This window comes from Mycobacterium adipatum, assembly GCF_001644575.1.
GTDB lineage: Bacteria > Actinomycetota > Actinomycetes > Mycobacteriales > Mycobacteriaceae > Mycobacterium > Mycobacterium adipatum.
Window position 1 is genome coordinate 4,398,617 of sequence record NZ_CP015596.1, and the last position, 12,260, is coordinate 4,410,876.

At 67.0% G+C, this 12,260-nt stretch carries 13 protein-coding genes; 5 read left to right on the plus strand and 8 right to left on the minus strand.

From position 1 onward, the window contains the following. Positions 1-3 precede the first annotated feature (3 nt). Complete coding sequence (locus A7U43_RS20925) at positions 4-216, plus strand: hypothetical protein (protein ID WP_067999043.1); 213 nt, start codon at positions 4-6, stop codon at positions 214-216. On the opposite strand, the gene A7U43_RS20930 is transcribed toward A7U43_RS20925, so the two are convergent. Both A7U43_RS20930 and A7U43_RS20935 read right to left on the minus strand, forming a co-directional pair. After that, on the minus strand, positions 213-1,070 hold the full coding sequence (locus tag A7U43_RS20930; RefSeq protein ID WP_067999045.1) for an SDR family oxidoreductase: 858 nt from the start codon (positions 1,068-1,070) through the stop codon (positions 213-215). The genes A7U43_RS20925 and A7U43_RS20930 overlap by 4 nt on opposite strands. Positions 1,071-1,087: 17 nt before the next feature. Next, positions 1,088-1,732, minus strand: coding sequence for a TetR/AcrR family transcriptional regulator (locus tag A7U43_RS20935; protein ID WP_067999047.1), 645 nt, complete (start codon positions 1,730-1,732; stop codon positions 1,088-1,090). Between the two features lie 143 nt (positions 1,733-1,875). On the opposite strand from A7U43_RS20935, the gene A7U43_RS20940 reads away from it, so the two are divergent. Next, positions 1,876-3,363 (plus strand): cytochrome P450, encoded by a 1,488-nt coding sequence (locus tag A7U43_RS20940; RefSeq protein WP_067999049.1) that lies wholly within the window; start codon positions 1,876-1,878, stop codon positions 3,361-3,363. Positions 3,364-3,485: 122 nt separating this feature from the next. Beyond that, the gene (locus A7U43_RS20945; RefSeq protein ID WP_067999051.1) at positions 3,486-4,973 is read left to right on the plus strand and encodes a cytochrome P450; all 1,488 of its coding nucleotides are present in this window, start codon (positions 3,486-3,488) and stop codon (positions 4,971-4,973) included. Positions 4,974-5,060: 87 nt separating this feature from the next. Here A7U43_RS20945 and A7U43_RS20950 read toward each other — a convergent pair whose 3' ends face one another. Beyond that, the gene (locus A7U43_RS20950) at positions 5,061-5,531 is read right to left on the minus strand and encodes a 2-isopropylmalate synthase (protein WP_082902235.1); all 471 of its coding nucleotides are present in this window, start codon (positions 5,529-5,531) and stop codon (positions 5,061-5,063) included. 177 nt (positions 5,532-5,708) lie between these two features. Between A7U43_RS20950 and A7U43_RS20955 the strand changes: the two genes are divergently transcribed. Then, the gene (locus A7U43_RS20955) at positions 5,709-6,467 is read left to right on the plus strand and encodes a sulfite exporter TauE/SafE family protein (protein ID WP_082902236.1); all 759 of its coding nucleotides are present in this window, start codon (positions 5,709-5,711) and stop codon (positions 6,465-6,467) included. Positions 6,468-6,470: 3 nt separating this feature from the next. Here A7U43_RS20955 and A7U43_RS20960 read toward each other — a convergent pair whose 3' ends face one another. Then, the gene (locus A7U43_RS20960) at positions 6,471-7,826 is read right to left on the minus strand and encodes a neutral zinc metallopeptidase (protein WP_067999056.1); all 1,356 of its coding nucleotides are present in this window, start codon (positions 7,824-7,826) and stop codon (positions 6,471-6,473) included. 109 nt (positions 7,827-7,935) lie between these two features. After that, positions 7,936-8,715 (minus strand): SDR family NAD(P)-dependent oxidoreductase, encoded by a 780-nt coding sequence (locus A7U43_RS20965; protein ID WP_067999057.1) that lies wholly within the window; start codon positions 8,713-8,715, stop codon positions 7,936-7,938. 99 nt (positions 8,716-8,814) lie between these two features. Between A7U43_RS20965 and A7U43_RS20970 the strand changes: the two genes are divergently transcribed. Continuing rightward, positions 8,815-10,347: a molybdopterin-dependent oxidoreductase gene (locus A7U43_RS20970; RefSeq protein ID WP_067999059.1), complete on the plus strand. Its 1,533-nt coding sequence runs from the start codon at positions 8,815-8,817 to the stop codon at positions 10,345-10,347. Here the strand turns inward: A7U43_RS20970 and dosR are convergent. The 3 genes from dosR to narI form a co-directional block, all read right to left on the minus strand. Next, entirely contained in the window at positions 10,328-10,981 is a 654-nt protein-coding gene (gene dosR / locus A7U43_RS20975; RefSeq protein ID WP_068003308.1) for a hypoxia response regulator transcription factor DosR/DevR, read from the minus strand. The two genes, A7U43_RS20970 and dosR, sit on opposite strands and share 20 nt — an antisense overlap. 13 nt (positions 10,982-10,994) lie before the next feature. After that, a complete protein-coding gene (locus A7U43_RS20980; RefSeq protein ID WP_067999061.1) occupies positions 10,995-11,423 on the minus strand; it encodes a pyridoxamine 5'-phosphate oxidase family protein in 429 nt (142 codons plus the stop codon). Between the two features lie 108 nt (positions 11,424-11,531). Beyond that, positions 11,532-12,260 carry a respiratory nitrate reductase subunit gamma gene (narI, locus tag A7U43_RS20985; protein ID WP_067999063.1) on the minus strand — a complete coding sequence of 243 codons (729 nt, stop codon included), beginning with the start codon at positions 12,258-12,260 and terminating at the stop codon, positions 11,532-11,534.

Consider the following 12,260-nt stretch of genomic DNA (forward strand, 5'->3'; position numbering starts at 1 on the left):
CCCATGAAGATGCGCACCCTGGGCACCGTCGCCGTGGCTTTGGCACTGTCGGGCTGTTCGAACGGCGCGGAGCCGGCAGATACCTCCACGGTGGCGCCGGTCTCGACCACCACGACGACCACCACGACGACGACGACGACGACCACCACGAAGACCGGATCGCCGAGCGCCCCCGAATTCGCGCCGGCGCCCGGCGGCGATCTGGCTCCGGCCTAGCCGCGGGGCTTGGGGCGCAGCGCCCGGGTGAACACCACGTTCACCCGGCGCATGGCCACGCTGTAGGGCCACCACGCGGCGCGCTTGAATGCATACAGCGCGCGGATATCCGGTGAGGTGTAGACCATGAACCGGTTACGCCGCACGCCGGCCAGGATCTTCTCGGCGGCCTTCTCCGGGGACACCGCGTGCCCGGCGAACCGATCCACCCACTTGGCCACCCGAGGATCCTCACGATCCACGCCGGCGATGTGAACCGTTTGCACCAGTGGAGTTTTCACCGCACCCGGCACCACCACCGACACCCCGATGCGGTGCCGCGCAAGATCGAACCGCAACACCTCGCTCAGCCCGCGCAGGCCGTACTTGCTGGCGCTGTAGGCGGCATGCCAAGGCAGCGCGACGATCCCGGCCGCCGAGGACACGTTGACCAGGTGACCTCCGCGCCGGGCCGCCACCATCGGCGGCACGAAGGTCTCGATCACGTGGATCGGCCCCATCAGGTTGACGTCGACCATCGACTTCCAGTGCTGATGGGTCAGTGTGGACACGGTTCCCCATGCCGAGATCCCGGCGATGTTCATCACGATGTCCATCGCGCCGTGCGCGGAATGAATGTCGGCACCGAAGGCGGAAACGGCATCGAAATCGGAGATGTCGAGCGCCCGGTGTGCGGGCACCTGAGCACCGAGCGCCTGGGCGTCGACCACGGTGGTGGCCAGGCCCTCGCCATCGCGGTCGGTGAGATAGAGCTCAGCACCCTGGCGCGCCAGATTCAGGGCGACAGCGCGGCCGATGCCGCTCGCCGCGCCGGTGAGCAGAACACGTTTCCCCGCAAAGCCTGTCTGCCCCATGAATCGACCCTACCGACTCAGTCCTCCCAGGACGCCGCGGTTCCCCACAGGGCGTTCAGCCACAGTCGTTCCAGCACATCGATCGCCCGTTCGGGGTCGGTACCGCGGCCGACGAACGCCGCGTCATGCGACAGGGTCATCGCGGTGGTCGCGGTCAGCATGCGGACCAACGCCGGGATGTCCTCGGAGATGGGCCGGGTGCCCTTGGCCACCTCGTCCTCGACGACACCGACGATCTTGGCGATCACCAGATCCTCGAAATCGTTCATGATGGCCGCGATCTGCTTGTCGGTGGCCTGCGCGGCGGTGCAGGCCGCCATGATCGGGTCATTGGTCGCGAAGACCGCCGCCGCACTGCCGACCATCCGTTTGGCGAACGCGGCGGGCGACTCACCCGGATCCCGCGGCGCGAAGTTGTGGGTCAGCACGTCGAGTTCGGCCAACGCCTCCTTGACGATGCACGCCAGCACCTCGTACTTGGAGTCGAAGTAGAAGTAGAAGCCCGATCGGGCCACGCCGGCGCGCTCGCTGATCATGCTGACCGACAGGTCGGCGAAGGGTTTGGTGCCCAGCAGCTCACGCACCGCCTTGACGATCGCATCGCGTTGGCGGTCCCCGCGACTGCGCCGAGTCTCGGATTCCGTTTCGGGCATGGCGCTCATGGCATTAAACCTTGGCACCGCGCCACGCCAGAACAAAACTTGACATGCGTCAAGTTTCACATACAGGATGGGTTTACAGAGTGAGATCCACCACAGTCGGCAGCCTTAACCCCGGCCTTTCCTCCAGGAGCGTTGACCGCGACATGTCCAAGACGACCATCAGCACCCCGGCCTACCTTCTCGACCAGGCCAAACGCCGCTTCACGCCCACCGTCAACACCATTCCCGGCATGGGATTGCTCGAGCAGCGCCTGTTGGAGCACGAGTGGAAACAGCACACGCTGGCCGAACCGCCACCGGGCAGCGACCTCAAGGCCATCACCGGCGACTCGGGACTGCCCCTGCTCGGTCACATCGTCGAGATGTTCCGGTCCGGTTCGGACTTCGCCGTGCACCTCTACAACACCCGCGGACCGGTGACCTTCGCCGACTCGCCGATCCTGCCGTCGATCGTCGCACTCGGCCCCGACGCGACCCAGGCCATCTTCTCCAACCGCAACAAGGACTACTCCCAGAAGGGCTGGCATCCGGTCATCGGCCCGTTCTTCAACCGCGGCCTGATGATGCTCGACTTCGAGGAACACATGTTCCACCGCCGCATCATGCAGGAGGCCTTCACCCGCACCCGGCTGACCGGCTACGTCGAGCACATCGACCACGTCGCCACCAGCGTCGTCGCGGACTGGCCGACCGACGACGCGCGGTTCCTGTTCCACCCCGCCATGAAGGAACTGACCCTCGACATCGCCTCGGTGGTGTTCATGGGCCACGAGCATGCCGGCGAGGACCACGAACTGGTCACCAAGGTCAACGACGCCTTCGCCACCACCACCCGCTCCGGCGGCGCGATTCTGCGGTTCAGTGTGCCGCCGTTCAAGTGGTGGCAGGGGCTGCGCGCTCGCAAGGTGCTGGAGGACTACTTCGTCGAGCGCATCAAGGAACGCCGCAATTCGGGCGGCACCGACATGTTGTCGGTGCTGTGCCACACCACCGACGAGGACGGTAACTCGTTCTCCGACGAGGACATCGTCAACCACATGATCTTCCTGATGATGGCCGCGCACGACACCTCGACCTCCACGACGACCACCATCGCCTACCACCTGGCCGCGAACCCGGAGTGGCAGCAACGGTGCCGCGACGAGTCCGACCGCCTGGGCGACGGACCGCTGGACATCGAGGCCCTGGACAAGCTGGAAACCCTGGATCTGGTCATCAACGAGTCGCTCCGGATGGTCACCCCGCTGCCGTTCAACATGCGCCAAACGGTGCGCGATACCGACCTGCTCGGCTATTACGTGCCCGCCGGCACCAATGTGGTGACCTGGCCGGGGATGAACCACCGGCTGCCGGAGCTGTGGACCGAGCCGGACAAGTTCGACCCGGACCGGTTCGCCGAGCCCCGCAGCGAACACAAGAAACACCGCTACGCGTTCGCCCCGTTCGGCGGCGGCGCCCACAAGTGCATCGGCATGGTGTTCGGGCAGCTGGAGATCAAGACGATCGTGCACCGGATGCTGCGCAATTACCGACTGGAACTGGTCAAGCCCGGCTACACCCCGAAATGGGACAACGGCGGCATGCCGGTACCGATGGACGGTATGCCAATCATCTTGCGCCCCATCCGCTGAGCGCATCCGGCGCGATCCTGTATGGCCAACTTGACATGCGTCAAGTTGGCCATACAGGATGGACGCACACGTGACATCGACCACAGGTCTGTGTCCGCATATCAGTGTGAGGAGCCCCGACTGTGCCGACCACCAACACCATCAACACCCCGGCCTATCTGCTCGAACAGGCCAAGCGCCGGCTCACGCCCACGCTGAACAACATGCCGGGGCTCGGCACCGTCGAGAAGCGGCTGCGCCAGCACGATTTCAAGCAGTTCGTGCTGGCCGAGCCGCCGGCGGGCAGCGGACTCAAGCCGGTGATGGGTGACTCCGGCGTGCCGATCCTGGGCCACATGATCGAGACGTTCCGCGCCGGACCCGAGTATCTGCTCGAGGTGTACCGCAAGTTCGGCCCGGTGCACTACGCCTACTCCCCCGCGCTGCCCAGCGTCGCCGCCCTCGGACCCGATGCCACCCAGGCGGTGTTCTCCAACCGCAACAAGGACTTCTCGCAGAAGGGCTGGGATCCGGTCATCGGCCCGTTCTTCAACCGCGGCCTGATGATGCTCGACTTCGACGAGCACATGTTCCACCGCCGCATCATGCAGGAGGCCTTCACCCGGTCCCGGCTGACCGGCTACGTCGGGCACATCGACCGGGTGGCTTCGGCCGTCATCGCCAACGACTGGGTGGAGAACGACGCCCGCTTCCTGTTCTATCCGGCGGTCAAGGAGCTGACGCTGGACATCGCGTCGGTGGTGTTCATGGGCCACGAGCCCGGCACCGACAAGGAACTGGTGACCAAGGTCAACGACGCGTTCACCATGACCACCCGGGCCGGTGGCGCCATCATCCGCACCGGCGTGCCGCCGTTCAAGTGGTGGCGCGGGCTGCAGGCCCGCAAGGTTCTCGACCAGTACTTCGAGGAGCGGGTCAAGGAGAAGCGCAATTCCGACAGCACCGACATGCTGACGGTGCTGTGCCACACCGCCGACGAAGACGGCAACACCTTCAGCGACCAGGACATCGTCAACCACATGATCTTCTTGATGATGGCCGCGCACGACACCTCGACCTCGACCCTGACGACCATGGCCTACCACCTGGCGGCCAATCCGGAATGGCAGGAACGCTGCCGCGAGGAGTCCGAGCGCATCGGCGACGGGCCGCTGGACATCGAGGCCCTGGACAAGCTGGAAACCTACGACCTGGTGATCAACGAATGCCTGCGCATGGTCACCCCGCTGCCGTTCAACGTGCGCTCCACCGTGCGCGACACCGATCTGCTCGGCCACTTCATCCCGGCCGGCACCAACGTGGTGACCTGGCCGTCGATCAACCATCACCTGCCGGAGCTGTGGACCGATCCGGAGAAGTTCGACCCGGCCCGCTTCGCCGAGCCCCGCAACGAGCACAAGCGCCACCGCTACGCGTTCGCCCCGTTCGGCGGCGGCGCCCACAAGTGCATCGGCATGGTCTTCGGGCAGCTGGAGATCAAGACCGTCATGCACCGTCTGCTGCGCAAGTACCGCCTCGAGCCGCCCTACCCGGGCTACCGGGCCAAGCTGGATTACGCCGGGATGCCGGTGCCGATGGACGGTATGCCGGTCATCCTGCGACCGCTCTGACCCTTACCGCCGAAACAGCATTCCGGACGGGCACCTCTCGTACTTTCCCGTCCGGAATGCTGTTTCGGCGCGGCTTTGTCGGCGCGCTCAGTCGGCCAGCAGCCGGTTCGCACAGGCGATCACGGCACGCAGCGCCGACTGGTTGGGGCACTCCGACCAGCCGATCGCCCACTCGGTGTGCACACCGTCGGTGCCGCGGATGAACGTCGCGGTCTGGCCGCCGGCCCGCAGCTGGTGGAAGTTCAGCATCTCGACGGCAATCCCGCGCTCGTAGAGCATCGCCGTCAGCGCGGCGAGCGGGCCCGACGCGGTGGCCGAGGACATGACGGCGCGATCGCCGATGGCGATGGCGGCCCGATAGGTGTGGGTATGCCCGCCGCTCGTGCGCTCACCCTTCTCCCAGGTGGCCAGGCGCACCGGCCCGGCGCTGGACCCGAAGGTGTCCGCGACGTCGTCCCAGGACATGTCGGCGGCCAGGTCACGCAACCCACGCGGCAGGGGTGCGTCGAAGAAGTCCGCGAACCGGGGGCTCGTGATGGTGGTGATCTGGGAGGTCATGTGCCGGTCTTCTCTGCTCAAAGGGAGCGACCGACGGGTAGTAGCTTCCGACCCACAGCGGGGGGTCGGTCTGGATCAGACCCCGCTGCGGGTGCTGGCTACTACGAGAAGGAGATGCACGATCGCCGAGGTTAGACCTGTTGGCCGGGTGCGCGCAACTCCTTTGAATAGTTAAGGATGTTCCCGGTGACGTGGTGGGAGATCGGGCTGCTGATCGCCGCCGGTGTCGGCGGTGGGCTGGCTGGCAGCATTGCCGGTCTGGCCTCGGTGTCGACCTACCCGGCGCTGGTGATGGTCGGGCTGCCGCCGGTGAGCGCGAACGTGACGAACACGGTGGCGCTGGTGTTCAACGCCTTCGGTTCGGTGCGCGGGTCGCTGCCCGAGCTCGCCGGGCAGGGGCCGACACTCAGGCGTCTGGTCCCGATGGCCGTCCTCGGCGGGCTGGCCGGGGCGGTGCTGTTGCTCTCCATCCCCGCCGAGGGTTTCGAGAACATGGTCCCCGTCCTGCTGGCGGTCGCGGCGATCGCCATCGCGCTGCCGCGCGGCAAGGATGTCGGCGCCGCGCCCACGGCAGCGCGGCACATCGCCGAGGGCGTCACCGTCGGTGTCATCTGTGTCTACGGCGGATTCTTCGGCGCCGCAGCGGGTGTGCTGCTCCTGGCGTTGTTCCTACGCACCGGCGGCGTCACCCTGGCCCATGCGAATGCCACCAAGAACGTGGTGCTCGGCGCCGCCAATGGCGTTGCCGCCCTGGTCTTCGCGGTCGTGGCGCCGGTGCACTGGCCGGCGGTGACAGCGATGGGCGTCGGGTGCCTGATCGGATCCCGGTTGGGCCCCATCGTGGTGCGGCACGCACCGGCGACGCCGCTGCGCCTGCTGATCGCCGTCGCGGGCCTGGCGCTGGCTGTCAAGCTCGGCTTCGACACCTACCGCTGAGTGTCAGTTCTGGTAGTCCAGGCAGCTTTCCGCGCCGTTGATGACGCCCTCGCGGAACGCCCGCACCCGGTCGGTCCCGGCGCCCTGCCGTTCGGCATCGCCGTCCCCGCGGAACACCAGCAGCGCCTTGATCCCCTCGTCGAGGTCCCCCGGTGAGATGGACCAGGAACTCGTCTCGGCGCGGTTGTGCAGGATCACGCTGGCGGTGTATCCGCCGGCCAGGCAGTCCGCGCGCAGGGTGGACGTCTTCTCGTCGGACTCGTCGCCCAGGCGGGTCAGCGCGGCCAGCCCGTACTGGGTCGCCAGCAGAGTGGAGACGGCATAGTCCCCGCCCTGGCGGTACACCTCGGGCATGGTCTCGACGTTGTCCCACCCCACGTAATCGTCTGGGACACAATAGAACAGCGAGTATCCCTCGGCCGACTGGTCACCGCACATCGGCGGGTCGGCCGGGTCGAACGCGGCCAGCCCCGCGACGGGCGTCCAGGCTTGGCCGCCGGTGAGCTCCGGATACAGCTGAGTCCAGTAGTCCTCCAGGTCGTAGGGCACCCCGTTGACGATCGAGTCGTACGGCGCGTTGCCCTCGGCGGCGGCGTCGGCGATGTTGTTGAACGGCAACGCCAGCACCATCGGCTCGTCGTCGCGGTACTCCTTGCACCGGTCCAGCCCGTTGTCGAAGCCGTCCTGGAATGCTCCGACCCGGTCGAATCCGCTGCCGTGGGCGTCCGGATCGGTCTTGGCGGTGCCCGGGTTGTCCCGCAGGTCGAGCACACCGGCCAGAGCGGAGTCGAGCCCGGAGCTGGTGACCTCGAAGACGCCGTCGTCCTGGGCGTGCCGCGCCCACGCACCGGCAAAGCAGTCGGCCTGCAACTCCCGGGTCACGGTGCGCGCGGTGAAGTTCGACCGGGCCTGCACGGCGTGCCCGAACTCGTGCGCCATCACCACCGGGATGACGAACTCGCCGAAGCGGGACTGCAGGTCGGGCAGCAGGTATTTGGCGTCCCAGGCGACCACGTCTTCGCTTCCGCAGTAGAACGCGTTGCCGGCAACCTCTTCGGGTTCGGTGGTGCACGGTGGCGCCGCGCTGCCGTCGGCGATGGCGTAGTAGCCACCGGAGATCGGCTCGAAATCCTCGCCGTAGAGCTCCGGGAAGTTCTCGCCCCAGTACTGCTCCAGGTCGGCGATCGCCCGGATCGCGATCTGGTTGACGGGTTCGGACGCGTCACCCTCGATGGTGATGCTGCCGGCGTCGGGCGGGGAGCCCTTCTGCTGGGGCTGGGAGGGAATCTCCGGCTTGGGTGATCCGCATGCCGAGACCATCAGGACGGCCGCCGCGGTAGCCATGATCTTGATCTTCATGGGCAAACACTAGCCGCCAAAACGGCAACTTGGACAGGAGTTCATCCACGTGCCATTTCGGCGCGTTCGCGGCCGGTGGGCGACCGCGAACGCGCCGAATCCGCAACGTCTACTTGGGGGCGAAGCGCTGCCCGGCATCCAGGCGGATGCACTGGCCGTTGAGCATCGGATTCTCCACGATCGCCACGGCGAGCTTGGCGTACTCCGCCGGCTTGCCCAGACGCTTGGGGAACGCGGCGTCCTTGGTCAGCACAGTGGCGAACTCATCCGGGATCCCTTCAGTCAGCCCGGTGGCGAACAGGCTGGGCGCAATGGCCAGTGCCCGGATGCCCAGGCTGCCCAGATCACGGGCCATCGTCAGGCACATGCCGGCGATGGCCGCCTTCGACGCGGTGTAGGCGACCTGGCCGATCTGACCCTCGAACGCGGCGATGGAGGCGGTGTTGATGATGACACCACGCTCTTCGGCCTCGCCCCCGTCCTCGGAGTCGACGGGCTCGTTCTTGCTCATGTGCCAGGCCGCCAGCCGGCTGATGTTGAAGGTGCCGATCAGGTTGAGATCGATGGACTGGCGGAAGGATTCGAGACTGTGCGGGCCGTCCTTCTTGACGGTGCGCTCGCCGATGCCGCCCCCGGCGGTGGTCACCGCGATGTGCAGGCCACCGAGATCGGAGACCGCGTTGGCCAACGTCTGCTCGGTGCCGTCGAAGTCGGTGACATCGACCTCGTAGAACGCTCCGCCGACCTGGTCGGCCACCTCGCGACCCTTGGACTGGGGCCGGTCGAGGATCGCCACGCTCGCCCCACGCTTGGCCAGTGCCTCCACGGTGGCGCGACCGAAGCCCGATGCCCCGCCGACCACCACGGCCTTCTTGCCCGAAATCTCCATCTGGCTACCTTTCCATATTGCGGTCAGAATGTAACGTCACGTTCAGCCGTCACACTACGGTAAGGCTTTCGGCGGCATCGCTGGTCTAGCGTGGATGGCGTGAGTTCCCCCACCCCCGGCACCCGGATTCTCAGCGGAATCGCCGCCGCCGCGGTCACCCTCGGCGTCAGCGCACTGGTTGCCGTTCCGCTCGGTTCCTCCGCCGACGCCCGCAACGCCATCGGCTCCACGGTCATCGACCTCACCCCGGGCCCGGTGAAAGAGTGGGCGATCCAGACGTTCGGCACCTCCGACAAGCTCTTCCTGGCGGTGGCGGTGCTGCTGGCCATCGCCGTGCTGGCCGCGATCGCCGGGTTGGCCGAGCGTCGCCGGGTGCCGATCGGCACCGTCATGTTCGCGGCCGCGGCCACCGCCGGCTGTGTGGCCGTCCTGTCACGGTCCGGTGCCGCACCCGTCGACGTGATTCCGACCGCCGTCGGCGGCCTTGCCGGCATCCTCGCGCTGCGATTTTTGACCTCCGGTCGGCTCAGCGACGAAACCGCCCACGAATCGGCCGAAACCGACCCGGGCCGTCGGCTCTCGTTGGCCGCGCTCGGACTGCTCGGACTCGGCGTGCTCGGTGCGGCGATCGGCTCGGTGTGGTCGCGGCGGGTGCATTCGGTGGCCGATGATCGCGCCGCGTTCACACCGCCGACGATCGCCAAGCCGGCGCCGCCGGTCCCGCCGGGGGTGCAGCCCACCGGTGTGGACATCACACCGTTCGTCACCGACAACGCCGACTTCTACCGGATCGACACCGCGTTGAGCGTGCCGCAGCTGTCCCGCGAGGGGTGGAAACTGCGGATTCACGGCATGGTCGACAACGAAAAGACCTTCACGCTCGCCGATCTCGAACAGTTCGAACTGATCGAGCAGATGGTCACGCTGGCGTGTGTGTCCAATCCGGTCGGCGGCGACCTCGTCGGCAACGCGCTCTGGGGCGGCTACCGCGTCCGGGACCTGCTGGCCGCGGCCGGCATCTCGCCCGACGCCGATATGGTGCTCTCCACCTCCAGAGACGGGTTCACCGCCGGCACGCCGACCGAGGCGATGACCGACGACCGGGATTCGTTGCTGGCCATCACCATGAACGGGCAGCCATTGCCCATCGAGCACGGCTACCCGGCGCGCCTGGTGGTGCCGGGTCTGTACGGCTATGTCTCGGCCACCAAGTGGGTGGTCGATCTGGAACTGACGAGATTCGACAAGGCCGAAGGCTATTGGACGCCGCTGGGCTGGTCCGAGCGTGGCCCGATCAAGACCCAGTCACGTATCGACGTCCCCCGCAGCGGACAGGACGTCCCGACCGGACCGGTCCGCTTCGGTGGCGTGGCCTGGGCGCAGCCCCGCGGGGTGCGCGCCGTGGAGGTCCGCATCGACGAGGGTCCGTGGCAGCCGGCCACCCTGGGCGCGGCCTATTCCGATGACACCTGGCGGCTGTGGAGTTTCGACTGGCAGGCCGACCGGCCCGGGCCGCATCTCATCGCGGTGCGCGCCACCGACAACACCGGCTACGTGCAGACCGGCGACCGCGCCGACGTCATCCCGGACGGGGCGACCGGCTGGCACACGGTCAGCTTCTCGGTGGTCTGACCTGCTGCTCCAGCTTGGACGCGAAAACCGCTGCCTGCGTTCGGCGTTGCATGCCCAGCTTGGCCAGCAGCCGGGAGACGTAGTTCTTCACCGTCTTCTCCGCGAGGAACATGCGCGCGGCGATCTGCCGGTTGGTCAGACCCTCCGACAGCAAGTGCAGCAGGGTGCGCTCCTGGTCGGTGAGCCCGGTCAACGGGTCATCGTCACGGTCGGCGGCACCGCGCAGATTGGCCATCAGCGCGGCCGCGGCCCGATTGTCCAGCAGGGAGCGGCCCGCGCCGACATCCTTGATCGCCGTGGCGAGTTCGAGACCCTTGATGTCCTTGACCACATACCCGCTGGCGCCGGCCAGGATCGCGTCGAGCATGGCCTCGTCGGAGGTGAACGAGGTCAACATCAGGCAGCGCAGATCCGGCAGCTCCGAGAGTAGATCGCGGCACAATTCGATGCCGTTGCCGTCGGGCAACCGCACATCGAGCACCGCCACATCGGGCTGGGCCGCGGGTATACGGGCCAGCGCCTCGGCGACGGTGCCCGCTTCGCCGACGACATCGAGGTCGGGATCGGATCCGAGCAGCTCGATCAGACCCCGTCGGACCACTTCATGGTCGTCGACCAGGAACACCTTCACCACCGGCATCTCCCCATCATGGCTTGTAATGCGGAACGGCCTCCTCCCGGAACTCCCGCCCCGTCATCCGATCGGTCCGGATCCGGATGAAATGATCCCGACGACCCTGCACCCACGGCTCGATGAATGTTCCGGCGACATCCACCAGATCATCGATCCCGGTGATGGGTTCGGCATGACCCACGACCGTGACGCTCCAGCCGTTGCGCAGATCGGGATCGAGCACGTCGGCCTCGAAGGCCACCACCTGGTTGGCGGTGGCCGCCTCGAGTTTGGGCCCGCCGGCCACCCGGATCACCACCTCGTCGCGCCAGACCCGGAAGTTGACCGGCTGAATGGTCGGCAGGCCATCCTCGGTGAACACCAAGCGGCCGACCCGTACCCGCGCCAACCGATCCAGGCACTGCCGGTGGTTGAGGACGTCGAGTTGCTGGGTGTTCGACATGGTCGTCACCTTTCTCTGGCCGGGCGCACGCGGCGGCGGTTTCTGTCTCAGTCTCCGGCTGGACGGTACCGCGTGGCAGAGTCAAAGGTCCCGATTTGGTGTGTGCTTTCACCAGCCTCGGCGGTGCGGGCGGGACCCCACCAGCTCGTTGCCCGCGGCCACGTCCCGGCTGCGGTAGACGATGTAGGGCCGGAACAGATATCCGATGGGCGCGCTGAACACGTGCACCAGCCGGGTGAACGGCCACAGACAGAACAGGACGAGCGCAATCAGGACATGGATGTGGAACTGCAGCGGCGCCTGCACCATCAGATCGCCGCGGGGTCGCAGAATCCAGATCGAGCGAAACCACGGTGAGACCGTCTCCCGGTAGTCGTGCTCGGCGCCCGACGGAGTCGCCCCGATCACCGTGCATGCGAAACCGGCGATCATGGCGGACACCAGCGCCAGGTACATGAGCTTGTCATTGCCGGTGGTCGCCAGGAAAACGGGGCCGCGGGTGCGGCGGCGATAGATGAGCAGCGCAACCCCGACCAGGGTGGCCACCCCGGCGGCTGCGCCGAGGATGACCGCCTGCAGATGGTAGAGGTGGTCACTGAGCACACGGCTGGTCCATGACTGCGGGATCACCAGCCCGATGACGTGGCCGATGATGACCACGAGCATCCCGAAGTGAAACAGCGGGCTGCCGATCCGCAGCAGTCGGGATTCGTAGAGTTGCGACGACCGGGTGGTCCAGCCGAATTTGTCGTAACGGTAGCGCCACCAGGTGCCGATGACCACGATCGCCAACGTCACGTACGGCGCCACGTCCCAGAAAACCACCCAGCCCGACAT